General features: G+C 63.3%; 22 protein-coding genes. 9 read left to right on the forward strand and 13 right to left on the reverse strand.

Annotated features, from left to right (window positions below):
• Positions 1-83 precede the first annotated feature (83 nt).
• Positions 84-1,811: a M10 family metallopeptidase C-terminal domain-containing protein gene (locus G8E10_RS23725; RefSeq protein WP_167130912.1), complete on the forward strand. Its 1,728-nt coding sequence runs from the start codon at positions 84-86 to the stop codon at positions 1,809-1,811.
• 410 nt (positions 1,812-2,221) lie between these two features.
• Here G8E10_RS23725 and G8E10_RS23730 read toward each other — a convergent pair whose 3' ends face one another.
• From G8E10_RS23730 to cysG, 5 genes are all read right to left on the reverse strand, one after another.
• Entirely contained in the window at positions 2,222-3,034 is an 813-nt protein-coding gene (locus tag G8E10_RS23730; RefSeq protein ID WP_132663123.1) for a ferredoxin--NADP reductase, read from the reverse strand.
• Between the two features lie 204 nt (positions 3,035-3,238).
• Complete coding sequence (locus G8E10_RS23735; RefSeq protein ID WP_167130913.1) at positions 3,239-3,751, reverse strand: DUF934 domain-containing protein; 513 nt, start codon at positions 3,749-3,751, stop codon at positions 3,239-3,241.
• Position 3,752: 1 nt separating this feature from the next.
• Positions 3,753-5,426, reverse strand: a complete 1,674-nt coding sequence (locus tag G8E10_RS23740) for a nitrite/sulfite reductase (protein WP_167130914.1) — start codon at positions 5,424-5,426, stop codon at positions 3,753-3,755.
• Positions 5,427-5,608: 182 nt separating this feature from the next.
• The gene (locus tag G8E10_RS23745; RefSeq protein WP_110728026.1) at positions 5,609-5,920 is read right to left on the reverse strand and encodes a DUF2849 domain-containing protein; all 312 of its coding nucleotides are present in this window, start codon (positions 5,918-5,920) and stop codon (positions 5,609-5,611) included.
• A gap of 2 nt (positions 5,921-5,922) precedes the next feature.
• The gene (gene cysG, locus G8E10_RS23750; protein ID WP_167130915.1) at positions 5,923-7,401 is read right to left on the reverse strand and encodes a siroheme synthase CysG; all 1,479 of its coding nucleotides are present in this window, start codon (positions 7,399-7,401) and stop codon (positions 5,923-5,925) included.
• Positions 7,402-7,618: 217 nt separating this feature from the next.
• Here cysG and G8E10_RS23755 point away from each other — a divergent pair, with 217 nt between their 5' ends.
• Complete coding sequence (locus tag G8E10_RS23755) at positions 7,619-8,206, forward strand: deaminase (protein WP_167130916.1); 588 nt, start codon at positions 7,619-7,621, stop codon at positions 8,204-8,206.
• Between the two features lie 43 nt (positions 8,207-8,249).
• Positions 8,250-9,089, forward strand: a complete 840-nt coding sequence (gene mazG / locus G8E10_RS23760; protein WP_167130928.1) for a nucleoside triphosphate pyrophosphohydrolase — start codon at positions 8,250-8,252, stop codon at positions 9,087-9,089.
• 391 nt (positions 9,090-9,480) lie between these two features.
• Here mazG and cobT read toward each other — a convergent pair whose 3' ends face one another.
• Positions 9,481-10,500, reverse strand: coding sequence for a nicotinate-nucleotide--dimethylbenzimidazole phosphoribosyltransferase (gene cobT, locus G8E10_RS23765; RefSeq protein WP_167130917.1), 1,020 nt, complete (start codon positions 10,498-10,500; stop codon positions 9,481-9,483).
• Between the two features lie 350 nt (positions 10,501-10,850).
• Here cobT and G8E10_RS23770 point away from each other — a divergent pair, with 350 nt between their 5' ends.
• The 3 genes from G8E10_RS23770 to G8E10_RS23780 are packed head-to-tail and all read left to right on the forward strand — an operon-like array spanning position 10,851 to position 12,610.
• On the forward strand, positions 10,851-11,642 hold the full coding sequence (locus tag G8E10_RS23770) for an adenosylcobinamide-GDP ribazoletransferase (protein ID WP_343289870.1): 792 nt from the start codon (positions 10,851-10,853) through the stop codon (positions 11,640-11,642).
• A 42-nt stretch (positions 11,643-11,684) separates the two neighbouring features.
• Positions 11,685-11,915: a DUF1289 domain-containing protein gene (locus tag G8E10_RS23775; protein WP_167130918.1), complete on the forward strand. Its 231-nt coding sequence runs from the start codon at positions 11,685-11,687 to the stop codon at positions 11,913-11,915.
• On the forward strand, positions 11,912-12,610 hold the full coding sequence (locus tag G8E10_RS23780) for a retropepsin-like aspartic protease family protein (protein WP_167130919.1): 699 nt from the start codon (positions 11,912-11,914) through the stop codon (positions 12,608-12,610). Before G8E10_RS23775 ends, G8E10_RS23780 begins: the two co-directional genes overlap by 4 nt.
• Positions 12,611-12,617: 7 nt before the next feature.
• On the opposite strand, the gene mazF is transcribed toward G8E10_RS23780, so the two are convergent.
• The 5 genes from mazF to G8E10_RS23805 form a co-directional block, all read right to left on the reverse strand.
• Positions 12,618-12,977, reverse strand: coding sequence for a type II toxin-antitoxin system toxin MazF (gene mazF / locus G8E10_RS23785; RefSeq protein ID WP_167130920.1), 360 nt, complete (start codon positions 12,975-12,977; stop codon positions 12,618-12,620).
• The gene (gene mazE / locus G8E10_RS23790; protein ID WP_167130921.1) at positions 12,977-13,240 is read right to left on the reverse strand and encodes a type II toxin-antitoxin system antitoxin MazE; all 264 of its coding nucleotides are present in this window, start codon (positions 13,238-13,240) and stop codon (positions 12,977-12,979) included. The genes mazF and mazE overlap by 1 nt, the downstream gene beginning before the upstream one ends.
• A gap of 69 nt (positions 13,241-13,309) precedes the next feature.
• Complete coding sequence (locus tag G8E10_RS23795; protein ID WP_167130922.1) at positions 13,310-14,071, reverse strand: ABC transporter permease; 762 nt, start codon at positions 14,069-14,071, stop codon at positions 13,310-13,312.
• Positions 14,068-14,994, reverse strand: a complete 927-nt coding sequence (locus G8E10_RS23800; RefSeq protein ID WP_167130923.1) for an ABC transporter ATP-binding protein — start codon at positions 14,992-14,994, stop codon at positions 14,068-14,070. Before G8E10_RS23800 ends, G8E10_RS23795 begins: the two co-directional genes overlap by 4 nt.
• 266 nt (positions 14,995-15,260) lie before the next feature.
• Positions 15,261-16,448: an extensin-like domain-containing protein gene (locus G8E10_RS23805; protein ID WP_167130924.1), complete on the reverse strand. Its 1,188-nt coding sequence runs from the start codon at positions 16,446-16,448 to the stop codon at positions 15,261-15,263.
• Between the two features lie 612 nt (positions 16,449-17,060).
• Here G8E10_RS23805 and G8E10_RS23810 point away from each other — a divergent pair.
• Positions 17,061-17,306: a hypothetical protein gene (locus tag G8E10_RS23810; protein ID WP_167130901.1), complete on the forward strand. Its 246-nt coding sequence runs from the start codon at positions 17,061-17,063 to the stop codon at positions 17,304-17,306.
• Between the two features lie 637 nt (positions 17,307-17,943).
• The gene (locus G8E10_RS23815) at positions 17,944-18,324 is read left to right on the forward strand and encodes an acyl-CoA thioesterase (protein ID WP_092934107.1); all 381 of its coding nucleotides are present in this window, start codon (positions 17,944-17,946) and stop codon (positions 18,322-18,324) included.
• 259 nt (positions 18,325-18,583) lie between these two features.
• Here G8E10_RS23815 and G8E10_RS23820 read toward each other — a convergent pair whose 3' ends face one another.
• Entirely contained in the window at positions 18,584-20,395 is a 1,812-nt protein-coding gene (locus tag G8E10_RS23820) for a methyl-accepting chemotaxis protein (protein ID WP_132663114.1), read from the reverse strand.
• Between the two features lie 219 nt (positions 20,396-20,614).
• Between G8E10_RS23820 and uvrB the strand changes: the two genes are divergently transcribed.
• Positions 20,615-23,692 (forward strand): excinuclease ABC subunit UvrB, encoded by a 3,078-nt coding sequence (gene uvrB / locus G8E10_RS23825; protein WP_167130925.1) that lies wholly within the window; start codon positions 20,615-20,617, stop codon positions 23,690-23,692.
• 7 nt (positions 23,693-23,699) lie between these two features.
• Here uvrB and G8E10_RS23830 read toward each other — a convergent pair whose 3' ends face one another.
• The gene (locus G8E10_RS23830; protein ID WP_167130926.1) at positions 23,700-25,211 is read right to left on the reverse strand and encodes an anti-phage dCTP deaminase; all 1,512 of its coding nucleotides are present in this window, start codon (positions 25,209-25,211) and stop codon (positions 23,700-23,702) included.
• Between the last annotated feature and the right edge of the window lie 293 nt (positions 25,212-25,504).

Raw genomic sequence — 25,504 nt, forward strand, 5'->3', positions numbered from 1 at the left:
CTAGGCATACAGCCTGAGAGTGTATGACGCTTTCAGGGGCCAAGACGGGAAGAGCCGGAATCTTTTCCGGATGGGGTGGGGATATGACAGGCAGCAAGACACCGTTCACGACGATCTCGGCGACGGGCAATCCGAATATCGATGGCGTGCTCTCGAACAATGCCTGGAGCGGCGGGGCCCTGACCTACGCCTTTCCTGCAACGCGGGCCGACTACGATTATGACGATCTCTCCGGGAGCTTCTTTCCCGTCTCTCCGCAGCAGGTCGCTGCCGCCCTGTTCATCATGGAGCAATCCAGCGGCAACGCGGCCGACGATGGGTTCTCGCTCGAAGGCTTCACGCTTCTCGATCTCCGCCGCGGCAGCCCGACCGACGCCACCCTGCGTTTCGCCGGCACCGACACGGCCAACCCGACCGCTTTCGCCTTCTACCCCGGCCCGTCGTCCGTTTCGGGCGATATCTGGTTCGGCGATGGCTACGCCGGCACGGATTTCGACTACCTGAAGCCGAAGGCGGGCAATTATGCCTGGCATACCCTCGTCCACGAACTCGGACACGCGCTCGGCCTGAAGCACGGGCACGAGGCGGAAATGAACGCCGCCCTGCCGCGAGGCATGGACAGCGTCGAGTTTACGGTGATGACCTACAAGGCCTATATCGGCGCATCCGTCGAAGACGGCTACAGCTATGGCGCCTATGACGCGCCGCAGACCTTCATGGCGCTCGATATCGCGGCCCTGCAGGCCATGTATGGCGCCGACTACAGCGTCATGTCCGGCGATACCGTCTACCGCTGGACGCCGAAGACGGGCGCGACCATCATCGACGGCCAGACCACCATTTCACCAGGCGCCAACAAGATCTTCGCGACCCTCTGGGACGGTGGCGGCAGGGACACGTTCGACCTGACGGCGTACAAGACCAACCTATCGATCGATCTTCGCGCCGGCGGCTTTTCCGTGTTCGACAAGGCGCAGCTCGCCGATCTCGGTGGCGGCCCGAATGGCGGTCATGCGCGCGGCAATATCTTCAACGCGCTGCTGCACGACGGCAACACCGCCTCGCTGATCGAGAACGTCAATGCCGGCTCCGGCAACGACCGCATCGTCGGCAACGAGGTCGCCAATTTTCTCGCGGGCAATGGCGGCAAGGACACGCTGTTCGGCCTCAACGGCAACGACATCCTCATGGGCGGTGCCGGGGCCGATGCGCTCGACGGCGGCAACGGCCTCGACACGGCCTCCTATCTCGACGCGACCGCCGGCATTACCGCAAGCCTGCTCAAGCCCTCGGGAAACAAGGGTTTTGCCGCGGGCGATACGTTCAAGTCGATCGAGAACATCACAGGCTCGGCTTTTGCCGATACGCTCACCGGCGACAATGCCGCCAATCGCCTGGACGGCAGCAAGGGCAATGACAGGCTGAGCGGCGGCAACGGAAACGATACGCTGATCGGTGGGGTCGGCAGCGACATCCTGACCGGCGGCGCCGGCGCCGATACCTTCGTCTATGCCAGCTGGACGGAGTCGCAAACCGCCACCAAACTGCGCGACACGATCACCGACTTCTCGTCCAGCAGCGGCGACCGCATCGACCTCTCCGGCATCGACGCCAACCTTCTCTTGGACGGCGTGCAGCATTTCTCGTTCATCGGCGCGAGCACCTTTACCAAGACCGGCGGAGAACTCCGCTTCGCGACCCTCAAGTCCACGACCTATGTCTACGGCGATCTCGACGGCGACGGAAAATCCGATCTCGCCCTCTACTTCGACGACCGCCTGACCCTGCAAGCCGGCGACTTCATCGTCTGACAGGCACGCCTTGCCCAGAACCGCCCCTCACCCCGCTTGCGGCGCGAGGGGACGCACCAAGCGCGGCGCTTTCATATGTGGCGAAAGCCATGCCCCAAGTCCCTTCGCCCCGCGCGCGGGGAGAAGGTGGCGGCAGCCGGATGAGGGGCTGCTACAGGCCTTTGCGGGTGCGGCTCTAAAGAAAAACCCTCTCTGGCCTGCCGGCCATCTCCCCCACAAGGGGGGAGAAGACATGCGGCGGCCGCTCGTGCTTTCGTGGGCATCGAGCGTCTGGCAAGGCTTCTGCAGGTACGATCTTGGACGTGGAACGAGCGGCCCGCCCCGAGTCTTCTCGCCCCTTGTGGGGGAGATGGCCGGCAGGCCAGAGAGGGTCTTTCTTGTCCAACCCCCTCATCCTCACCCCAAAAACATCACCCCACGAACGCCCGCTCGATCACGAACTCGCCCGGCTTGTTGTTCGAACCCTCGTTCAGTCCAGCCTCTTCCAACAGCAGCTTCGTGTCCTTCAGCATCTCGGTCGAGCCGCAGATCATGCCGCGGTCGATCTCAGGGTCGAAGGCGGGGACGCCGAGGTCGGTGAAGAGCTTGCCGTTGCGGATAAGGTCGGTGATGCGGCCGCGGAAGGGATAGTCCTCGCGGGTTGCGGTGGCGTAGTGGCGCAGTTTGTCCCCCACCACTTCGGCCAGGAACTCGTGGTTGCGGATTTCCTCGATCAGGTCGAAGCCGTATTTCAGCTCGGCCACGTCGCGGGTGGTGTGGGTCAGAATGACCTCGTCGAACTTTTCGAACGTTTCCGGCTCGCGGATCAGGCTGGCAAAGGGCGCGATGCCGGTGCCGGTCGAGAACATATAGAGCCGCTTGCCGGGCGTCAGCGCGTCCAGCACCAGCGTGCCCGTCGGCTTCTTGCGCATAAGCACCTGGTCGCCGGGCTGGATGGCCTGGAGATGTGAGGTCAGCGGCCCATCCGGCACCTTGATCGAGAAGAACTCCAGTTCCTCGTCCCAGGCGGGGCTGGCGATCGAATAGGCGCGATAGACCGGCTTGCCGTCGACCATCAGGCCGATCATGGCAAACTCGCCCGAGCGAAAGCGGAAGCCGGCCGGACGTGTCATGCGGAAGCGGAACAGCCGGTCGGTATAATGCGTGACGCTGGTCACGGTCTCGGCAAATACGCCGGCCGGTACGGTCGCGGCGAAATCCTCTGTCTTGGCCGGAGCATTCATCTGTGCGTCTCATCCTCGTGGGTGCGTCGAGCCGAAGCTCGGATACGGAGCGAGCGAAAGGCTGACTGCGCCTCTCAGGTTTTCATGCGCGGAATATTCCAAACCGGCGCCCAAGGAAAGCAATTCCATTTCAAAATCACGCGGCAGCGGAGATTGCCGCAGCGCATGAGCGTCCATCACCGCGCGACAGAAGAGCAGGCCGGATCAGGAAACCCGCCGCCAGCTATAGGAGCCGGCCTCACCAGACGGCCGCGCCGTCGGCTGGTAATGCTCGTCGATGCCGGGCAGGCGCCCTTCGCCCAGCCGCTTCAGCGCCGTTGCATTGGTCACGGCAAAACTGTCGATGCCACAGCGCAGCATCAGCGGCACCTGGTCGATCAACACGTCGCCGATGGCGCGGATCTCGCCGTCGAACTTCAGCCGCGACCGCAAGAGCGAAGCGTGCGAAAACGCCCGCCCGTCGTTGAAGGCGGGAAAAGCGACGGCGACGAGCGCGATATGGTCGAGATAGGGCTGCAGCCGCGACACGTCGTCGGCCGGGTTCACCAGCACGCCGAGCCCGGTCTCCCCGGCTTCCGCTTTCTCGATGAAGGTCGTCAGCCCGTGGATCGCGCGCTCGTTGGAGCCGGCCTGCGTCTCCCCAGTCTCAATGACCTCTGCCTCGAGAACCCATGCGTCGTCGGTCACGAACCCGGTCGTCTTCCAGATCTGCGTCATCTCAGGCGGCTTCCTGTTCCTTGGCGCCGTACAGCGCATCCTTGAAGGGCTGCGGGCCCACGCGGCGGTAGGCGGCGAGGAAGGTCTCCTCCTTCGACAGCCGCAGGCCGAGATAGGTATCGACGATCGTCTCCACCGCATCCGTCACCTTCTCCGGCTCGAACCCGCGACCGATAATCTCGCCGATCGAGGTCGTCTCGTCGCCGGAGCCGCCGAGCGTGATCTGGTAGAGCTCGGCCCCCTTCTTCTCCACGCCCAGCAGGCCGATATGGCCGACATGGTGGTGGCCGCAGGCATTGATGCAGCCGGAGATCTTGATCTTCAGCTCGCCGATATTGGCCTGCCGCTCGGGATCGCCGAATCGCGTCGAAATCTCCTGCGCCACCGGAATGGAGCGGGCATTGGCCAGCGCGCAATAGTCGAGCCCGGGACAGGCAATGATATCGGTGATCAGCCCGGCATTAGCCGTCGCCAGCCCCGTCGCCACCAGCCCGCGATAGACGGCCTCGAGATCGGCCAGCGCCACATGCGGCAGGATGATGTTCTGCTCGTGGCTGATGCGGATCTCGTCGAAGGCGTAGTCCTCGGCGATATCGGCCACGGCCTCCATCTGCACGTCGGTCGCGTCGCCCGGAATGCCGCCGATCGGCTTCAGCGAGATCGTCACCATGCCGTAATCGGGGTTCTTGTGCGGCGCCACGTTCTGGTGCACCCAGCGGGCGAAGTCCGGATCGGCCTTCTTCCAGCTCGCAAGGTTCGCCCAGCCCTCGGGACGCTCACCCAGCGCCGGCGGCGCGAAGTAAGCGGAGATCGCCGCGATATCGGCGTCGGGCAGCTTCAACTCTGTGTTCTTCAGCTGCAGGAATTCCTGCTCCACCTGCCCTGCCAGCACCTCGGCGCCGGTCTCGTGCACAAGGATCTTGATGCGCGCCTTGTACTTGTTGTCGCGCCGGCCGTGCAGATTGTACACGCGCATGATCGCGGTGGTGTAGGACAGCAGGTCCTCTTCCGGCAGGAAGTCGCGGATCTTCTTGGCGATCATGGGGGTGCGCCCCTGCCCACCGCCGACATAGACGGCAAAGCCGATGCGGCCCTGATCATCTTTCTTCAGGTGCAGCCCGATATCGTGCACCTGGATCGCGGCGCGGTCGCGCTCGGCCCCGGTCACGGCGATCTTGAACTTGCGCGGCAGGAACGAGAATTCCGGATGCACCGACGACCACTGCCGCAGGATTTCGGCGTAAGGCCGGGGGTCGGCGACCTCGTCGGCAGCGGCACCCGCAAAATGGTCGGCCGTCACGTTGCGAATGCAATTGCCCGAGGTCTGGATCGCGTGCATCTCGACGCTGGCGAGATCGGCCAGAATGTTCGGCGTGTCGGACAGCGCCGGCCAGTTGTACTGGATGTTCTGCCGCGTGGTGAAATGCCCGTAACCGCGATCGTATTTCCGCGCGATATGCGCCAGCATCCGCATCTGCCGGCCGTTCAGCGTACCATAGGGAATGGCGACGCGCAGCATGTAGGCGTGCAGCTGCAGGTACACGCCGTTCATCAGCCGCAGCGGCTTGAACGCGTCTTCCGCAAGCTCGCCGGACAGGCGACGCCCCACCTGGTCGCGAAACTGCTCGACGCGGGCAGATACGAAAGCATGATCGAATTCGTCGTAGCGATACATCGTTTGTCTTTTCCTTAAAGCCCAACGTCCGGGAAGCCCAACGTCCGGGAAGCCAGGCGTCTCGTGCAGAAGACCTTGAGAAGCATCTGCACATCCGGTGCGCCGCGCGTGTTTTCCCTTAAACCAGACCCGGCCTCGGGAAAAGCAATGCGACGGAAGATTCTATCCGCGATGCGCCGGCGTTACACCGCCGCCACATGGTGCAGGCCCTTGTAGCCCGGCGCATACTCCATCGTCGGTCCCTCCGCACGGATCCGCTCGCGCAGCCGCAAGGGCCTGAGCACGCCGTCCACTTCCACCACCTCGATCACGTTGACATCAACGACCTTGTTGTCGGCAAAGGCCGTCTTGCCCGCCGCTTCCAGCGCGCTCACAGCCTCGGCATGACGCGCGATGAAGGCATCCTGCAGGCTCTCGCCCCAGTTGCCGGCCGCATCCAGCCAGACGGAAATGCCGTCGGACAGTCGGTTGGCCGTCAGGACCTTGTCACTCATCGTCATGCTCCTTGCACGTCATGTTGGTTTTCCGGGAGATCGGCGCGGGAAACAGCCGCCAGACCTGCCTCGTGAGAAAGACCGGCCCGCCGGGACAGCGGCTCCGACCGCTCGAAATTCGCACCTGCCACCGCATCGCCGATGATGACCATCACCGGCCCGTCGAGATCGTCGCGCGCCTCCAGCCCCGGCAGTTCGCTCAGCGTCCCGTGCAGCAGCCGCCGGTCGGCCCGGCTGGCATTCTCCACCACGGCCACCGTCGTATCCCGGTGCAGCCCGGCAGCGATCAGCCGTGCAGCGACCGAGGCCGCCACCGTCCGCCCCATATAGACGGAGATCGTGGCACCGGAGACCGCCAAACGCGCCCAGTCGGGCAGCACGTCGCCGGTCAGGTCATGGCCGGTCGTGAAGATCAGCGACGACGCCACGCCGCGCAGCGTCAGCGGCAGTTCGAAATCGGCCGCAGCGGCAAAGGCGGAGGTGATGCCCGGCACGATCTCGTAGCCGATGCCCGCGTCCCGCAGCGCCGCCATTTCCTCGCCCGCTCGGCCATAAACCAGCGGGTCGCCGGACTTCAGCCGCACGACGCGCTTGCCCTCGCGGCCGAGACGCACCAGCAGCTGGTTGATCTCGCCTTGAGACTTCGAATGGCAACCCTTGCGTTTGCCGACGGACAGCCGCTCGGCATCGCGCCGGCCCATATCGACGATCGCCTGCGGCACCAACGCGTCGTAGACGAGCACGTCCGCTTCCATCATCACCCGCTGGGCGCGCAGCGTCAGCAGGTCCACGGCACCCGGCCCGGCGCCGACGAGATAGACGCGGCCTTCGACCACGCTGCCCGCCTTCAAGAGGCGCGTCGCCTCGCGGCGCGCGGCGGAAACATCGTTGGCAGCCACATGCGCGGCCACGCCGCCGGTAAAGAACCGCTTCCAGAACTGCCGGCGCGGCGCACCGCGCGGCAAAAGCTTTTCGGCCGCGATGCGGTAGGATTGCGCAAGGCCGGCAAGACTGCCGAGCGAAGGCTGCAGCAATTGATCGATCTGCGCGCGGATCATCTGCGCGAGGACAGGTCCCGCCCCCTCCGTGCCGATCGCCACGGCCACCGGCGCGCGGTTCACCAGAGCGGGCGTCAGGAAATCGCAATAGTCCGGCTGGTCCACGGCATTGGCCGGGATCCGCGCCGCACGCGCTGCCGCCACGATCTGCCGGTCCTGCGCAGCATCGCCGGTTGCGGCAAACACCAGAACGGCCCCTTCGACCTGCCCTGCATCGAAGACGACGGCAATGCGCTCGATGCCCTTCTCGGCCAGGAACAGCGCATAATCCGGCTCCGCATTATCGGCATAGGCGACAATGCGCGCCTGCGTGTTCAGAAGCAGGCGAACCTTGGCATAGGCCTCGTCGCCATTGCCGAACACCGCCACGCATTTCTGCGCAACGCGAAAAAAAGCCGGGAATACGGTCAGTTGCTCGCTCATGACGATGGGGAATCTGTCCTTTGTGGGTTGGTTAGATATCGCCCATCCTACGCGCAAAATGAAGAAACAGAAATCCGCCAGCCCCTGACGCGGCGTATTCTTTTCCTCAGGCGGGGAAGTATCGGAGCAAATGTGTCCCGCCGCCGCCCTGCGGTGCATTGCACCTGCCCGGCCTTCATCGTTACAGTGGCGCACCGACCACAGGGAACCGTACCCGATGTCTACCGATCCGCTTGCCGCCCGCCTCCTCTCCGTCATCGAAAGCGACATCTTGCCGCTGACGCAAAAAGGCGTGGCCGCCGGCAACAAGATCTTCGGCGCCGCCATCCTGCGCAAGTCCGATCTGTCCCTCGTCGTCGCCGAGACCAACAACGAGACGGAAAATCCGCTCTGGCACGGTGAAGTCCACACGCTGAAGCGATTCTATGAACGTCAACCGGGCCACGACACCAAGGACCTGATCTTCCTGTCCACCCACGAGCCCTGCTCCATGTGCCTCTCGGCCATCACCTGGGCGGGCTTCGATAATTTCTATTATTTCTTCAGCCACGAAGACAGCCGCGACAGCTTCGCCATCCCCCACGACCTCGTCATTCTCAAGGAAGTCTTCCGGCTGGAGCCCGGCGGCTATGCCCGCCAGAACGCCTTCTGGCGCTCCGCCGCCATCGCCGACCTTATCGTCACCAGCGACGAGCCCGACCGCGCCGGCCTGAAAGCCCAGGACGCCCGCATCCGCCGCCGCTATATGGAATTGTCCGACGCCTACCAGTCCGGCAAGTCTGGAAACGCTATTCCCCTTGCCTGAAAACCCTTCCCCCGATGCGGAAATCCGCCCGATGACCGACGCGATGCAGCCCTCACGCGACATCCATCAGCTCCTCGACATCATGTCCGCCCTGCGCGCGCCCGAAACCGGCTGCCCCTGGGACATCGTCCAGACCTTCGAGACCATCAAGCCCTACACGATCGAGGAGGCCTACGAGGTCGCCGACGCGATCGAGCGCGACGACATGGACGACCTCTGCGAGGAACTGGGCGACCTCCTCCTGCAAGTGGTTTTCCACGCGCGGATCGCCGAGGAAGCCGGCGCCTTCGACTTCGGCAACGTGGTCGAGGCCGTCACCACCAAGATGATCCGCCGCCACCCCCACGTCTTTGCCCGCTCGGATGCCGATACGCCCGACGCCGTCAAGCTCCAGTGGGATGCGATCAAGCAAGCCGAAAAAGCCGAACGCCGCGCCCGCCGCCTCCGCCGGGCGATGACCGACGACGCGTCCGGCTTCCTCGACGGCGTCCAGCGCCACCAGCCGGCCCTGAGCGAAGCCCTGAAGCTCCAGCAACGCGCTGCCAAAGTCGGCTTCGACTGGTCGGAACCCGAGCCCATCCTCGACAAGATCGAGGAGGAAATCGCAGAACTGCGCGAGGCGCTCCGCAGCGGCGACACGGCCAAAGTCACCGACGAACTCGGCGACCTCGTCTTCGCCGTGGTCAACATCGGCCGCCACACCGGCACCGACCCCGAAATGGCGCTCCGCGGCACCAACACCAAATTCCGCCGCCGCTTCCGCCACATCGAGACGGAACTTCAAGCATCAGGCGAAAGCCTGGAAGCCGCCACGCTGGACCGCATGGAAGCCCTCTGGCAAGACGCCAAAGCCATCGAGCGCGCGCTGGACGGGACGCGGTAAGTCAAGGAAAACCCTCTCTGGCCTGCCGGCCATCTCCCCCACAAGGGGGGAGAAGACCCGGGGCTGGCCGCTCGCCCAGATTACCAGGCGTCGGAGGAAGCGAGCGAGCCCCACGAGTCTTCTCCCGCCTTGTGGGGGAGATGGCCGGCAGGCCAGAGAGGGTCTTTCTTCAAAACCGCACCCGAAAACAGCCCCTTATCCGGCTGCCGCCACCTTCTCCCCGCACGCGGGGCGAAGGAACCCGAGGCACCGCTTCCACCTCACATCAAAACACTGAGCAGGCCACGTCCCCTCTCCCCGCATGCGGGGAGAGGGCTAGGGTGAGGGGCAGCCACGAGAGAGACGTTCAGCCACAGTCCGACGAAAGCATCACCCCTGTGAAACCAACCCTTCACTCCGTCCGCCCACTCACCCCCGCCTGCTCGAACGTCGCCATACCCGAATGACACGCCGCCGCCGCCTTCACGATGCCGGCCGCAAGCGCCGCCCCGGTCCCCTCACCGAGCCGCATGCCGAGCGCCAGCAGCGGCGTCTTGCCCAGCTGTTCGATGGCGGCCATGTGACCGGGTTCGCCGGAGACGTGGCCGATCAGGCAGTGGTCGAGGGCGGCCGGATTGATGGCCTTGAGGATGGCGCCGGCGGCGGTTGCGACATAGCCGTCGATGATCACAGGGATCTTCTGCATGCGGGCGGCGAGGATCGCGCCAGCCATCGCCGCCACTTCGCGCCCGCCGAGGCGCCGCAGCACCTCCAGCGGATCGGAGAGATGGTCGCCATGCAGCGTCACCGCGGCCTCAACGGCGGCGATCTTGCGCTCCAGCAGCTCCCCGTGCGAGCCCGTGCCCGGACCCACCCAGTCGCGCGCCGAACCGCCATAGAGCGCAAGGTTGATGGCCGCCGCAATCGTCGTATTGCCGATGCCCATTTCGCCGATGCAGAGCAAGTCCGTGCCGCCAGCAACCGCTTCCATGCCAAAAGCCATGGTCGCCGCGCAGTCGCGCTCCGTCAGCGCCGCTTCCTGCGTGATGTCGCCGGTGGGGTAGTCGAGCGCGAGGTCGAACACCTTCAGCCCGAGATCGTTGGTCACGCAGATCTGGTTGATGGCGGCCCCGCCGGCCGCGAAGTTCTCCACCATCTGCGCCGTCACCGACGGCGGATAGGGCGTGATGCCCTGTGCGGCGACGCCGTGGTTGCCGGCGAAAATCGCGACCAGCGGCCGTGTCACGGCCGGCGCACGACCCTGCCACGCCGCCAGCCAGAAGGCGATTTCCTCCAGCCGGCCGAGCGCGCCCGCCGGCTTGGTCAGCTGCGCATCGCGCGCACGGGCTGCCGCCAGTGCGCCGGAATCAGGGCCCGGCAGCTGGCGCAGAAGCGCGCGAAAATCGTCGAACGGAAGACCGCTGGCACTCATCTGGCTATCCCTTTCCTCCGGCTGCTTGTCAGCCGGTCACTGGCCGCTCGCGCTGCCCGGCTGATCGTCAGGCGAAGCGTCGGCACGTCATCTTGTCTCGCGCCCTCTTAGAGGCTGCTTGGAAACCCGGCGGCTGAGAGCTGGCGAGGGATTCTCGCGCTCCGGCAGAAGAGGATCGCAGCCGATATCCTGAGATATCGGCAAGATTCTCGACGCACCGGGGCACGAAAAGCACCGCCGGATCGACCCGTCCGGGTTTTCAAACAGTCTCTTAAAGCGCATGACGATCTCCGGCAACGGCTTATGCCGGACCTTCGCCGCCAGACACGACACCCGCAGGAGCAAAACGCGTGACGAACCCTGCCACCGCCTTCCTCACCGATACGATGCGCGCCATCGCCTTCCTCAGCCGCCTGCGCGTGCCCGCCCGCTTCTTCGAAGACGATGACGGCCGCATGGGCCGCACGGTGCGCGCCTTCCCGCTCGCCGGTCTCCTCATCACCCTGCCGGCAAGCCTCGTCTTCGCCCTGTCCCTGGCCTTCGATGCCGATCCGCTGCTCGCCGCCCTTCTCGCCCTGACGGTGCAGACCCTCGTCACCGGCGCGCTGCACGAGGATGGCCTTGCGGATGCGGCAGACGGGCTCGGCGGCGGGCGCACGCGCGGCCATGCCCTTGAGATCATGAAGGACAGCCGCGTCGGTGCCTATGGCGTCATCGCGCTGGTGCTCACGCTCGCGCTCCGGGCCGTGGCCATCGCCGATCTCGCGGATCATCTCTCAAGCGCCGGCTGCGCGCTGGCGCTCATGGCCATCGCCGCGCTCAGCCGGGCGGGCATGGTCTGGCACTGGTCGCAGCTGCCGCCGGCGCGCGACACCGGCGTGGCCGCCGGTGCCGGCCAGCCGCAGCCCGCCGCCGTCACCACGGCGCTCGCCACCGGCACCGTGCTTTCCGGTCTTCTCCTGCTGGTGGCCGGCGTCCCGCTCCTCGCCGCCCTCATCGCCTTTGCCGCCTTCGCAGCCGCGGTTCCGCTCTGGACACGATATGTGCGGGAGAGGATTTCGGGCCATACGGGCGACACAATCGGAGCCACACAACAGCTGACGGAAACAGCCCTCCTCGTCGCCCTTGCGATCTTCGCCTGAGGCGCCGATATAACGACACATCACGCCCAGCCCGGACCTTTCATGGAATCACCCTGTACCTCCGTCTGCTCCATCGATGCTGCCACCGGCTACTGTCGCGGCTGCGGGCGAACGGGCGACGAGATCGCGACATGGACGCTCTTCAGCGACCGCGAGCGCCGCCACATCATGACCGGCTTGCACACGCGCATGAGCGCGCTCGATGCCGGTTCACGTCTGGAAACGCGGAGCGTCCGCAACGACCGCATGGCCCGGGAGCGCACGAGAAAATGAACAGGCTGACCGTCGCGCTCGGCATTCTCGGCCTGGGGCTCGTCCTTCTGCTTTTCAATCACGACAGCGGGCGTACGCTGGGTCTCGGCAATGACAGCTTTGCGAGCCTGATCGGCATGACGGCCCTCCTCACCGTCTTTGCTGCCGGCATCTGGCGCAGCCGCACCTTAAGCGACAGCGTCCGGCAGTTCGCCTTGTGGGTGCTGATCTTCCTCGCCGTCGTCACCGCCTATCTCTATCGCGGCGAGCTCGAATCCTATTGGGCACGCCTCTCCGGCGGCCTCATGCCCGGCCGCGCCGCCGTCTTCACCGACAATGAAGGCTATCAGGAAGTCGTGCTGCACAAGGTCATGAACGGCCATTTCGAGGCGAACGTCGCCGTCAACGGCGCGAGCGTCCAGATGCTGGTCGATACCGGCGCCAGCACCATCGCCCTCTCCTACGCCGACGCCAAGAACCTCGGCCTCGACCCCGAAAACCTCGCCTATACCCAGCGCCTGATGACCGCCAACGGCGAAGCCCGCGGCGCCCCCGTCACCTTGTCACAAGTCGCCATCGGTCCCATTATCCGCAACGACGTCCGCGCCACCGTCGCCGAAGACGGCAAGCTCGATCAGAGCCTGCTGGGCATGAGCTTCCTCTCCACGCTCGACATGATGCAGATGAAGACGGACGAGTTGCGATTGCGGGATTAAGTCAGAATTAGGCGATGTCGATGATGCCGACCACGCGGGCGACGATATCGTCAACCGTCGCGGCATCGAGGGTATCGGTGTATCGAGCGGTCTTTTGTCTGACCCGTTCTACGATATCCAGGCTTCGGACCTGATTGCACAGAGCAACGCCATTGGTTGCGTGTCCGGTAATATTGACGGCCATGCCGGCTTTTCGGGCAAAAGCCCCACCCGTCGTGATGGCCACCGTGAGGCACATCCCTAGCGCGTTGATCTCGCGCGGCGAGATGACGACGCAGCGATGATTGTCCTTCATCTCATGTCCGACGACGGGGTTCAGATCGACGACGAAGACGTCACCTCGTTTCGGAACATTGCTCCGGACCATCAGAGCACTTCATTCCCGACAGGCGCGCCAGCCTCCCAGTCCGCTGCCTGCTTGTTCAGGGCCACCATTTCGTCGGCGCCTTCCAGAAGCTCGGCAAGCGTATATCTCTTCTTCGTCTTCAGCGGCGTTGCGACGAGCGCACCATTGTCGACAATCAGCGCCAGCTCCGTGCCGACGTCCGCGCCCAGCATCTTCAGAAGCGCAGGCGGAATGCTGAAGACCGTGGCGCCGCCCTGACGGCGAATTTTAGCTGTGTTGGACATCCGAGCACCCTCCAGAATGTGCTACTTATATAGCACTCCATGAGGATCGGCAAGGCGATACGATCGCCCCTAATTCCTCAACCGATACCCCGTCCGGAAGATCCACACCAGCAGTCCCATCAGTACCGCTAGAAACGCGATGATGATGCCGAAGCTGACCAGCGGGCTCACCTCCGAGATCTCGAAGAACGACCAGCGGAAGCCGGAGATGAGGTAGAGCACCGGGTTGGCGTGGCTGACCGCCTGCCAGAAGGGCGGCAGCATCGAGACCGAATAGAAACTGCCGCCAAGGAAGACGAGCGGCGGGATGACCAGCATGGGAATGAGGTTCAGCTGCTCGAAATCCTTGGCCCAGATGCCGATGAGGAAGCCGAACAGCGAGAAGGTCACCGCCGTCAGCACGAAAAACACCAGCATGACGAAGGGGTGGGCGATCGAGAGGTCCACGAACAGCGCGGCCGTGGCGAGGATGATCAGCCCGACCAGCATACCCTTGGTCGCCGCCGCCCCGACATAGCCGAGCACGATCTCGGTCATGGAGATCGGCGACGACAGGATCTCGTAGATCGTGCCGGTGAATTTTGGGAAATAGATGCCGAACGAGCCGTTGCCGATGCACTGCGTCAGCAGCGTCAGCATGATCAGCCCGGGCGTGATGAACGCGCCGTAGGAGACGCCGTCGATCTCCTGGATGCGCGAGCCCACCGCCGCACCGAAGACGATGAAATAGAGCGAGGTGGAGATGACGGGAGACACCACGCTCTGCAGCAGCGTGCGCCGCGTGCGCGCCATTTCGAACAGGTAGATCGCCTTGACCGCTTCGAAATTCATGCCCGCTTCTCCACCAGTTCCACGAAAATATCCTCGAGCGTGCTCTGCCGCGTCGAGATGTCCTTGATCCGCAACCCCGCTTCTGCGATGGCGGCCAGCAGCGTCGTGATGCCGGTGCGCCCGCCGGACGCGTCGTAGTCGTAGATCAGCCGCCCGCCGTCATCCTCGAGCTTCAAATGATAGGGCTCCAGCCCCTGAGGCAGCACCGTCACCGGCTCGGCAAGCTCGATGCGCAGCTGCTTGCGGCCGAGCGTCTTCATCAGCGCGCTCTTCTCCTCGATCAGCAGGATCTCGCCGCCATTGATGACGCCCACCCGGTCGGCGATCTCCTCGGCCTCCTCGATGTAGTGCGTCGTCAGGATGATGGTCACGCCGCCTTCGCGCAGCGTCTGAACCACCTTCCACATGTCCTTGCGAAGATTCACATCCACGCCCGCGGTGGGCTCGTCGAGAAACAAGATGCGCGGCTCGTGGGAGAGCGCCTTGGCGATCAGCACGCGCCGCTTCATGCCGCCCGATAGCTCGCGCAGCATATTGTCCTTCTTGTCCCACAGCGACAAGTCGCGCAGCACCTTCTCGATATGGGCAGGGTTGGCCTTCTTCCCGTGCAGCCCGCGTGAGAACGACACCGTGTTCCACACCGTCTCGAACTGGTCGGTCGTAAGTTCCTGCGGCACCAGCCCGATGATCGCCCGCGTCGCCCGAAAATCCTTCACCACGTCATGGCCGTTCACCAGCACGGTGCCGGAACTCGGATTGACGATGCCGCAGATGATGGAGATCAGCGTGGTCTTGCCCGCACCGTTCGGCCCGAGCAGCGCCAGGATTTCCCCCTCCTCGATATCGAGGCTAACCCCTTTGAGCGCCTGGAACCCGGACCCGTAGGTCTTGACGAGATGGGAAACGGAGACGATGGGCGCCATGGGGGTGATCCGGACTGTTGGGGACGGGATGCCTTATATGGCATTCCCCCGCCAAAAGTCATCCGGCGACCTTGAACCGATCTTTTCCGCTGTCATCAATCCTTCGCCAGAATCAATCACGGTCGCCGGGCACACGGCGCCGCTTCATTGCCCGCCTCTGTGGTTTGCACCGATCGGCTGGCAGTCCCCTCCGCCCGGTTTCTTGAGGCCGGCACCCGTCTGAAAACGGGAGACCGGCCTTCTTTTTCCGCCGCCCACTGGTTTCGTCAACTACAATGACGATAGCCGGATTTCCGTGACCGCAGGTCGAAGTGGAAATGGTCCTTGTGGAACGGATCGCTGCCCGGCCCCAGCACCGTGTTGAAATATTTGCAGCTGTACTGCCGCACCGCCTTCAGCAAACCCTTTTCCCGAAAGGCGAAGAAGCCCGGCTTGCGCACGTCGATCTCTTTGCCGTTCTTTAGCACGAACTTGCCGACGTCGATGGCATTGCCATGCGCGTGTTCGGACATGGCCGCGCCGCGGCGCGAGTTCATCGTCCGGCAGGAATAGCCGCCGAGCGGCTTGATGGTGCCGATACCGCTGAGATAGCGGTATCGGGCCGACGGCGCGAGTTCGTTCTTCACCCACAGCGCAAAGGCTTCCGTCACCTCGCAGTTCAGCTTCACCGCCGGCTTGACGTTGATATCGCCCGAGAGGCCGGAAAGCTGGATCGGATAGTCGATGCCGCAGGACGGTCCGTTGGAGATGCGCGGCACGTCTGTAAAGGTCACGCCCAGCTTCGTCAGCCGCTTGCGACAGGCAATCTCGGAGGCCGGCATCTGCCCGCTGAAATCCGGTTCGGAAACCGCATCGACGGGATTGCCGGCCCGCGGCAAAAAGGCCACCTGCTGCTCGCGCGCCTTGTCCCGCCGCTCGATCATCACCCGCTGTTCCTGCTCCAGAAACTGCGCCTTGCGCCGCGCTTCCATCTCCATCCGCTCGGGCGTCAGCGGCGGCAGGTCCGGATCGCCCCCGCCCGACGCAGCCGACGCAATATCGCCCGGCATAGCCGGCGTGACCGCAGCCGTCGCGCGCGTGGGCACCGAAAGCACATGCACGCTGCTCGTCCCGATCCCATCCACCAGCACCGGTCCCGAACTCGGCCCCAAACTGGCAGGAACACTCTGCCCCGCATGAATATCGCGGCTCTGCTCCTCCGCCAGCCCGACCACGGGCGCGGCGGTCACCATGCTATCGATATCGACACCATTCGCGGGGATTGGCGAAGACGCCTCGCGCACGGGATAGGTCGCCACCCGCTCCTGCCGCGCTGCCGTCACGGGCCGCACGCCGCTCATCCGCTCCGGCGGCTCCAGCACATCCGTGGAGCACGCCGCCAGCGCCAGCATCAGCCCGACGGAAACCAACGGTCGGCGAGAAATACGTCTGGAAGCCTGTGAATGGTTCGCCATGCCGGATATCGCCTTTCGAACGGAACCGGTTTCCCGGAGAAGACCCCGGCCCTCCGACAGGACCGGATTTGCCGGGCAGAACCAGAGAAGGGTCGCACGCCGGAGAAGACTGCCGCCCCTCTTCGGTCATTTCCGGGCACGCGGCGCGGGCGATAGCCAATCGCTCGACTTTAGGCAATCATGGTAAATGAAAGATTACGATAGAGCGCCGCGCGCGCGATCGAACGCGCAAAGGTCGCTCTACATTTTGACTCTATAGCATTCCTCCGTCAGGTGAGAATCCTGACGGAGGAATGCTATAGCGCGGTTTCGGACCACCCGTCGCCGTTTACTCCGGCGCGCAAACCCGCTATCGTCAACGCACCGGCCAAGCCTTCGCGCATCGCCGGTACGGGCGTCTTACGTCCGCATCCCGAGGGGGCTCGGGACAGGACAGCATGAAACGGTGATCGCAGCACGGCCTGGCAACGAAACACGGGCCGTCATGCGAAGACATCGGGAGCATTCCAGCCGGAGCGGTATCGCGTCGGGGAATGCGGAAGACGGAGAGGAGACGCATTTCGGGTGACCTGTGCTCACCGGAAATGCTCATGCGGGAAAAGAGGGCCGGGCATGGACCATATGCAGCAGACCATGGAAAACAGAACGCCCGATACCCTCGCAGGCCCCGGTGCCCTCGCAGGTATGGCCGTCACCGTCGTCGCCGACCGCGACGAATGGAACGTCGTCATCGTCGAGGACGGCGTCGAGCGCCGGCAATCCTTCGTCCAGCACGACTGGGCCCTCAGCTACGCCCGAGGCCAACGCCTCCGCCTCGGCCTCCCCACCATCCCCGACCCGTCATCCGGAACGGCCTGAGGGCGGCGCGCTCGACGTTTGGTGTCCCCGGTCGAAAAAAGAAAAACCCTCTCTGGCCTGCCGGCCATCTCCCCCACAAGGGGGGAAAAGACTCGTGGCCGGCCGCTCGCTTCAAAGAAACGTTCAAGATTGAAGCTGAGGCGCGCGCCGAGTCCTCTCCCCCCTTGTGGGGGAGATACCCGGCAGGGCAGAGAGGGCCTTTCTTCTTTAATCCCATAAACATAGCGCAGAGACCGCCCCTCATCCCGCTGCCGCGACCTTCTCCCCGCACGCGGGGCGAAGGGACCTGTGGCACCGGACTGCCGCAATTGAAAACGCCAAGCAGGGCACGTCCCCTCGCCCCGCAAGCGGGGAGAGGGCTAGGGTGAGGGGCAAACCCCACCCGCAGAGCGTCCCAAGCATCCTCATCCCGCGCACCACCTCGCGACGACAGCGCGCGAATCCCCGGACGCGGCCACAAGAGCCCACTGCAAAGCCCCAACACATCCCACACCAAAGCCATCGCCACTTTCCACCATCGAGGGGATGACGAACGCCCGTAACCGCGATACGCACGGGACCACGCAAACCCGTCCACGGCATGCCCCCGGACGGCCCCATCCCCGGTGCGCAGGCGCCGAAGCAAACGGAGATTGTCATGGCGACGCCGAGTGGTGAACTGACCTTGCGAACCCTGGCCATGCCGGCCGATGCCAATGCTGCGGGCGATATTTTCGGCGGCTGGGTCATGGCCCAGATGGACCTTTCCTGCGGCATCCGCGCCGCCGAGCGCGCCCGTGGCCGCGTCGTCACGGCCGCCGTGCGCGAAATGGCCTTCGCTTTGCCGGTCAAGATCGGCGACACCCTCTGCATCTACACCGACATCGCCGCCGTCGGCCGCACCTCGATCACGCTGACGGTCGAAGCCTGGGCCCAGCGCTACCTCTCCGACCGCATGGAAAAAGTCACCGACGCCACCTTCGTCATGGTCGCCCTCGACGCCGAAGGCCACCCCACCCCCGTCCCCGGCGAACGCTAACCCCTGGAGACCAAGCACGCCGGCCGACCCATCGTACCGACGACCCGGTCATCTCTCACCCACGGCTTACGACTTACGGCTGAGGACCAATCTCCTACTGCCTACTGCCTACTGCCTACTGCCTACTGCCTACTGCCTACTGCCTACTGCCTACTCCTACTCCTACTCCTACTCCTACTCCTACTGCCGAACACCACCTCCCCCAACGCAAAAAGGGCGCCGCTCCCGCAACGCCCTTCCCACAAAGCTCTCGCCCGCCTCAGGCCGCCCGTCGCACCGATCGCTCCCCGTCGCCGGCAAGCCGGAAGGTCTGCAGCAGATCCTTCAGCGTGCGGCTTTCCTGCGCCAGAGTCTGGCTGGCCGCCGTGGTTTCCTCGACCATGGCCGCGTTCTGCTGGGTCATCTGGTCCATGCTGTTGACGGCGACGTTCACCTCCTGCAGGCCCGTCGCCTGCTCGCGGGCGGCGGTGGCGATGGAGGCGACGTGGTCGTTGACGCGGTTGACCAGCGTTTCGATCTCCATCAGCGCATCACCCGTCGAGCGGACGAGGGCGACGCCGGTTTCCACCTCGCCGGTCGAGCTGCGGATCAGCTCTTTGATCTCCTTGGCCGCCTGCGCGGAGCGCTGGGCCAGCTCGCGGACTTCCTGCGCGACGACGGCAAAGCCGCGGCCCGCCTCGCCCGCCCTGGCCGCCTCGACGCCGGCATTCAGCGCCAGCAGGTTGGTCTGGAAGGCGATCTCGTCGATCACGCCGATGATCTGGCTGATGCGTTCCGAGGAGCCCTCGATCCGGCTCATGGCCGCGATGGCGCTGCGCACGATCTCGCCGGATTTCGCCGCGCTCGATTTGGTCTCCGCCACCATGCTGCGCGCCTCGCCGGCCCGCTCGGAGGCGTTGCGCACCGTCGATGTGATCTGGTCGAGCGCTGCCGCCGTCTCCTCCAGCGCCGCCGCCTGCTGTTCCGTGCGCCGCGACAGGTTGCCGGCCGCCTCAGAAATGTCGCCGGCATTCTCGTGCACGACGTCGGTGGAGCGCGCGATGGACTGCACGGCACCGGCCAGCGCCGCCACCGCATCGTTGAAGTCGTCGCGCAGCTTGGCATATTCCGGCGAGATCGCGCCGATCTCCGCCGTCAGGTCGCCGCGTGCCAGCGCTTCCAGCGCATTGCCGATGGTGGCCATGGCGTCCGCCTGCTCCTGCGTCTGGCGTGCCGTGCGCGCTTCGTTACCGCGACGCTCGGTCTCTATCTCGCCTTGCTGCGTCGCCTCGCGCGCCCGCTGGGCGATCCGCTCGGAGACGCTGTCGCGCAGCACGCCGAGCGCGCTCGCCATCTGGCCGATCTCGTCGCCGCGATCCGTCTCCGGCACCGGTGACGAGACGTCTTCCCGGGAGATCGCCAGCATTGAGGCCTTCAGCCGCTCCACCGGGCCGACCACGCTGCGCACGACCGCGAGCGCGACGCCGAGGATCAGCAGGGCGGCCACGCCGGAGATCACCGAAAGCTGGATCAGCCCCTGCCGGAACATCGCCGCGAGATCGTCCGCATAGACCCCGGTGCCAACGACCCATCCCCAGGGTTGGAAGCCGATGACGTAGGAATATTTCAGCACAGGCTTGTCGACGCCGGGCTTCGCCCAATAGTAGTCGACCGTGCCCTGCCCCTGCGCCTTCACCACCTTGACGAATTCCGTGAACAGGTGCTTGCCGTTGGGATCGGCGGTAGCGCTCTGGTCCGTGCCTTCCATCTCCGGTTTGATCGGATGCATGATGACGCGCTGCTGCATGTCGTTGATCCAGAGATAGCCGCTGTTCTGGAAGCGCATGGCGCGGACCGCATCGAGCGCGGCGGCCTGCGCGGCGCCTTGAGTCATTTTGCCGGCCGTCTCCAGCCCGTTATAATAGGTAAAGATGCCGATGGCGCTCTGGTCCATCGCCGCAAGCAGGGCCTTGCGCTCGGTCACCAGCCGGTCATGCGCCTGGAACAGCGAAAACGTCAGGGCACCCGCCATGATCAGCAATGCCATCGCCACCAGCGCATAGAGCCGCACGGAAATTCGAAAATACTTCATTGTCCAGTCCCCCATCTTTTTAATTCAGAAGGAGAAGATGCTGTGCAAATGGTTTCTAATGTATGAGCGATGCGTCGCAAAGTTGCACGAAATGTCCGAAGACGAGCCGGGACGAGAGTCCGCAACGAACCCGTCACAAACTTGATCGCCCCCCGGGCGTCGTACCCGATGTGTTCTTCTCCCCTTCACTTTCGCCGAGACTCTCTCCATATTTCCGCCATGGCCAGATCCCCGAAGAAAACAGCTGCTTCCCCGCGTGAGACATCCGGGTTCGAAGAAGCTCCCCAGGCGCCGTTCGAAGGCGCCCCCATATCCGGTTCCGTCGCCGACTGGGTGAAGCAGCTCGAAGCCGAGGCCGAGGCGACCTCGCACGAGACCCGCCGCGATGTCGCCTCGAAAGCCGGCAAGCACCGCAAGCAGGTCGAGATCGCCGCCGCCAAGGCGAAGGCGAAGCCGGTCGAGCCCGCCCTCAAAACCTCGAAATCCGCGCGCGGCACCTCCATGGGCGGCGCCAGCGATCCGAAGTCGCGCGCCGCCGCCGGCCTGCCCGCGGTCTCCGGCATGGACATCTCGCTGGAGGACTCCGCCACCCTCGCGCCCGGCGCCGTCACCGCCACGGTGGATGCGCTGGCGAGCCTGATCGAAAGCGGCAATCCGCTGTTCAAGGACGGCAAGATGTGGACGCCGCATCGTCCCGCCCGCCCGTCCAAGTCCGAAGGCGGCATCCATATCGAGATGGTCAGCGAGTACCAGCCGGCCGGCGACCAGCCGACGGCCATCAAGGACCTCGTGGAAGGCCTCAACAATGGCGAGCGCAGCCAGGTCCTGCTCGGCGTCACCGGCTCGGGCAAGACCTTCACCATGGCCAAGGTGATCGAGGCCACCCAGCGCCCCGCCGTCATCCTCGCGCCCAACAAGACGCTGGCCGCCCAGCTCTATTCCGAGTTCAAGAACTTCTTCCCCAACAATGCGGTGGAGTATTTCGTCTCCTATTACGACTACTACCAGCCGGAAGCCTATGTGCCGCGGTCGGATACCTTCATCGAGAAGGAAAGCTCGATCAACGAGCAGATCGACCGCATGCGCCACTCCGCCACCCGCTCGCTGCTGGAGCGCGACGACGTCATCATCGTCGCCTCGGTCTCCTGCATCTACGGTATCGGCTCGGTCGAGACCTACACCGCCATGGCGTTCCAGATGTCGGTCGGCGACCGCCTCGACCAGCGCCAGCTGCTGGCCGACCTCGTCGCCCAGCAGTACAAGCGCCGCGACATGGACTTCCAGCGCGGCAGCTTTCGCGTCCGGGGCGACACGATCGAACTGTTCCCCGCCCACCTGGAGGATGCGGCCTGGCGCATCTCCATGTTCGGCGACGAGATCGACGCCATCACCGAGTTCGACCCGCTGACCGGCAACAAGACCGGCGACCTGAAGTCGGTCAAGATCTACGCCAACAGCCACTACGTCACCCCGCGCCCGACGCTCAACGCCGCCATCAAATCGATCAAGGAGGAGCTGAAGCTTCGCCTCGCCGAGCTGGAAAAGGCCGGCCGCCTGCTGGAAGCCCAGCGGCTGGAGCAGCGCACGCGCTACGACATCGAGATGCTGGAGGCCACCGGCTCCTGCGCCGGCATCGAGAACTATTCCCGCTACCTCACCGGCCGCCGCCCCGGCGAGCCGCCACCGACCCTGTTCGAATACATCCCCGACAACGCCCTGCTCTTCATCGACGAGAGCCACGTCTCCGTCAGCCAGATCGGCGGCATGTACCGGGGCGACTTTCGGCGAAAAGCAACCCTTGCCGAATACGGCTTCCGCCTGCCCTCCTGCATGGACAACCGCCCGCTCCGCTTCGAGGAATGGGACGCCATGCGCCCCGATACGGTCGCGGTCTCCGCCACCCCGGCCGCCTGGGAAATGGAGCAGGCCGGCGGCGTCTTCGCCGAGCAGGTCATCCGCCCGACGGGCCTCATCGATCCCCCGGTCGAGGTGCGCCCGGCCAAAAGCCAGGTGGATGACGTGCTGGGCGAAATCCGCGAGACCGCCGCCAAGGGCTACCGCACGCTCTGCACCGTGCTGACCAAGCGCATGGCGGAAGACCTCACCGAATATCTGCACGAGCAGAACATCCGCGTCCGCTACATGCACTCCGACATCGACACGCTGGAGCGCATCGAGATCATCCGCGATCTCCGGCTCGGCGCCTTCGACGTCCTCGTCGGCATCAACCTGCTGCGCGAAGGCCTCGACATCCCCGAATGCGCCTTCGTCGCCATCCTCGATGCCGACAAGGAAGGTTTCCTCCGCTCGGAAACCTCCCTCGTCCAGACCATCGGTCGCGCCGCGCGAAACGTCGACGGCAAGGTCGTGCTCTATGCCGACAAGGTCACCGGCTCCATGCAGCGCGCCATGGACGAAACCTCCCGCCGCCGCGAAAAGCAGATGGCCTATAACGAGGCCCACGGCATCACCCCGGAATCCGTCAAGGCGAAGATCTCCGACATCCTCGACTCGGTCTATGAGCGCGACCACGTCCGCGCCGACATCGCAGGCGCCTCCGGCAAGGGCTTCGGCTCCGTCGGCCACATGGTCGGCAACAACCTCGCCGCCCATCTCGAAGCGCTCGAAAAACAGATGCGCAACGCCGCCACCGACCTCGACTTCGAAACCGCCGCCCGCCTCCGCGACGAAATCAAACGCCTCAAAGCCACCGAACTCGCCACCATGGACGACCCGATGGCCCGGCAGGAGGCAAAGGCCCAGGAAGGTTTTGTTAGCAAGGCCGACCAGAAGACCGCCAAGGCAAGAGACGCGGCGAAGGGGCAGGAAGTCGCCACCGGTAAATCGAAAGCTACGCGAGACCCGAATGCTACGGCAGACGAGGACGCAGACAGCGCCACGGGCGCCAGTCCTTCTCCCCGCGCGCCGGGAGAAGGTGCCCGCAGGGCGGATGAGGGGCAGCCACAACCCGCACCCTCCCTCTTCCGCCAGAACACCCTCGACAATATGGGCCCCGGCACCGACACCGAACGCCCCCTCTTCCGCCGCAACGACCTCGACGAAATGACCGTCGGCCGCACCGAAAAACCCGTCCCCGGCGCCCTGCCGGTCAAACCCGACGCAGCAAAGGCCACGAAACGCTTCTCACCGCTGACGGAAGGCCTGCCGGAACAAGCCAAAGACGACCCGCGCCCGCTGGTTCGGGCGAAGGCGGGTGTCGGAAGCTATGAGGATGCGGGGGATGTGAAGCGGCAGAAGGGGCGGACGAAGGGGAAGACCGGGCGGCCGGGGCGGTGAGCAACAACTAAAGCTGCCCATCAACCTCTATAGTATGTAGTGCTGTTCTTAAGCTTTCCATAACTGTGTCTTCTAGATAGGCATAGAATGGTGATTTTAGGTCAACGTAGGGTATTTTGTTATCATCGGTATAATCTTGCAAGGTTCCTTCGTCGTCTTTACGTTTGTTACGTTGAAATAATTCGCGATATCTTCTTGGCGTTATTCCGAAGAAATGCGAAAAATCGACAGAAGGATAATCATGATATTCACCGCGCTCTTGCCGGTCGATATTGATTGAATCTGCATGAAGACGTGACGCCAAGCTTTTCGGATAAGGCTCCAAATAGTAAACTTGGCTTATGCCACTGGAGACTATATGTTTTGCGCACATGTGACAAGGAAAGGTAGTTGTGTAAAGTACAGATCCAGACAAAGCGCCGCGCAAGCGGGCAGCATCTGTAATTGCTGACATTTCAGCGTGAACAATGCGCCCGTACTCCAACGCATCCATAAAACCAGTGTTACTTAGCCTTTTTAATTTTTCTGAACTTAAAGAATCCATAGGTACATCGACTACCCGCAATATCTCTTCGAGTAGTTCCTTTTTTCGTCTATCGTTAGAGTCGGTTTTCCGTTGAAACTCTCGATCATCATATTTTTCGTCCGGCCAGTAGGTTCCACCCCCGGCTTTCGGAACCTCGTTTGAACCGAGCGCTATTATTTCGCCTTTTGAACTGAAAATTGCTGCACCGACTTGACGCGAAAGATCGGAAGTTCGCAGCGCTGCAGACTTCGCTGCAAACATTCCATATTCCATTTTACTTGGAGTAATAGTATTAGAAGAAAATAAAAGCTCAAGAAAACGATTAAGCTGCTCCACCAATGGTGGAGATCTAACATCGCGGTTCAGAACAAGATCCGCATCATGAAATATCTTGGCGACACGCTGCCCAAACGGCTCTTTCAATTGATTTTCATCAGTATCGACAAGCTGCTCAGCGCTTGATCGGAACGATGCATGTACCGCTTGTCCAGCGTCTTCGGCAAATTTCCTAGCAAGATAATCAACTCTTGATGACCTCATTGAGTAAACAGATATTTGAAAAAATACTTTTCCATACACCGAGCGTAGCAAATCTATTTCTTCAGGCCTCTTAAATTGATGAACGATAAATACATTTTTGGTAAACTTATCGTTGCTAATATCACTTTTGTTCATTCGAGATTCAACGATAGACTGAACAGTGAGCGCAGCTAGAACAGATGGATCGTTGGCAAACTCTCTCAGTTGATTGCCATAGGATATATAGCTGTCATACCGCTTATTTAGAGGTTTATTTACAAGCTCTTTTCGTGGAACAACGATTTTTTCCATACGTTTAAAGAGGTCGGTAACACGAAGTTCATGGACGGTATAACCAACTGAGCTAAAAAACTTTTTTAACTCGGATATTGTTTCGACAAGGGGGGTTCCGATAGGGGACACCAAGCCTATCACTATCTCGGGAAATTCGATGCGAGGGATGAGTGGAGTCATGGCTGCAGCCTTCGAATCGTGAGAGTATGATTTTAATACAGGAGGTCACATCATGGTTGTAAAATCAAACCCAACACTCGCGGCTCAGCTAGCGAATAAGAGGCTTGGAAGGGTCATATCATCACATCGAGATTATCTCTCTGACTGGAGAGCAGAGCGCTTTGATAGATCCTCCCTAATTTCCTACGTCAGTGGTGACGAAAATCAAAGCGATGTGATTATTCATCCCAACTCAGATTACAATGGCGACCTTATAAAGTCGTAGTAACTGCAAACCGGAACAACCCACCCCC

Origin of the sequence: Ferranicluibacter rubi (genome assembly GCF_011603255.1) — a bacterium.
Classification (GTDB): Bacteria; Pseudomonadota; Alphaproteobacteria; order Rhizobiales; family Rhizobiaceae; genus Ferranicluibacter; species Ferranicluibacter rubi.

What these genes read in the sequence shown, in the direction of transcription:
- G8E10_RS23725 (WP_167130912.1), top strand. Translation starts at nt 84, where the DNA reads ATGACAGGCAGCAAGACACCGTTCACGACGATCTCGGCGACGGGCAAT.
- G8E10_RS23730 (WP_132663123.1), bottom strand. Translation starts at nt 3,034, where the DNA reads ATGAATGCTCCGGCCAAGACAGAGGATTTCGCCGCGACCGTACCGGCC.
- G8E10_RS23735 (WP_167130913.1), bottom strand. Translation starts at nt 3,751, where the DNA reads ATGACGCAGATCTGGAAGACGACCGGGTTCGTGACCGACGACGCATGG.
- G8E10_RS23740 (WP_167130914.1), bottom strand. Translation starts at nt 5,426, where the DNA reads ATGTATCGCTACGACGAATTCGATCATGCTTTCGTATCTGCCCGCGTC.
- G8E10_RS23745 (WP_110728026.1), bottom strand. Translation starts at nt 5,920, where the DNA reads ATGAGTGACAAGGTCCTGACGGCCAACCGACTGTCCGACGGCATTTCC.
- cysG (WP_167130915.1), bottom strand. Translation starts at nt 7,401, where the DNA reads ATGAGCGAGCAACTGACCGTATTCCCGGCTTTTTTTCGCGTTGCGCAG.
- G8E10_RS23755 (WP_167130916.1), top strand. Translation starts at nt 7,619, where the DNA reads ATGTCTACCGATCCGCTTGCCGCCCGCCTCCTCTCCGTCATCGAAAGC.
- mazG (WP_167130928.1), top strand. Translation starts at nt 8,250, where the DNA reads ATGCAGCCCTCACGCGACATCCATCAGCTCCTCGACATCATGTCCGCC.
- cobT (WP_167130917.1), bottom strand. Translation starts at nt 10,500, where the DNA reads ATGAGTGCCAGCGGTCTTCCGTTCGACGATTTTCGCGCGCTTCTGCGC.
- G8E10_RS23775 (WP_167130918.1), top strand. Translation starts at nt 11,685, where the DNA reads ATGGAATCACCCTGTACCTCCGTCTGCTCCATCGATGCTGCCACCGGC.
- G8E10_RS23780 (WP_167130919.1), top strand. Translation starts at nt 11,912, where the DNA reads ATGAACAGGCTGACCGTCGCGCTCGGCATTCTCGGCCTGGGGCTCGTC.
- mazF (WP_167130920.1), bottom strand. Translation starts at nt 12,977, where the DNA reads ATGGTCCGGAGCAATGTTCCGAAACGAGGTGACGTCTTCGTCGTCGAT.
- mazE (WP_167130921.1), bottom strand. Translation starts at nt 13,240, where the DNA reads ATGTCCAACACAGCTAAAATTCGCCGTCAGGGCGGCGCCACGGTCTTC.
- G8E10_RS23795 (WP_167130922.1), bottom strand. Translation starts at nt 14,071, where the DNA reads ATGAATTTCGAAGCGGTCAAGGCGATCTACCTGTTCGAAATGGCGCGC.
- G8E10_RS23800 (WP_167130923.1), bottom strand. Translation starts at nt 14,994, where the DNA reads ATGGCGCCCATCGTCTCCGTTTCCCATCTCGTCAAGACCTACGGGTCC.
- G8E10_RS23805 (WP_167130924.1), bottom strand. Translation starts at nt 16,448, where the DNA reads ATGGCGAACCATTCACAGGCTTCCAGACGTATTTCTCGCCGACCGTTG.
- G8E10_RS23810 (WP_167130901.1), top strand. Translation starts at nt 17,061, where the DNA reads ATGGACCATATGCAGCAGACCATGGAAAACAGAACGCCCGATACCCTC.
- G8E10_RS23815 (WP_092934107.1), top strand. Translation starts at nt 17,944, where the DNA reads ATGGCGACGCCGAGTGGTGAACTGACCTTGCGAACCCTGGCCATGCCG.
- G8E10_RS23820 (WP_132663114.1), bottom strand. Translation starts at nt 20,395, where the DNA reads ATGAAGTATTTTCGAATTTCCGTGCGGCTCTATGCGCTGGTGGCGATG.
- uvrB (WP_167130925.1), top strand. Translation starts at nt 20,615, where the DNA reads ATGGCCAGATCCCCGAAGAAAACAGCTGCTTCCCCGCGTGAGACATCC.
- G8E10_RS23830 (WP_167130926.1), bottom strand. Translation starts at nt 25,211, where the DNA reads ATGACTCCACTCATCCCTCGCATCGAATTTCCCGAGATAGTGATAGGC.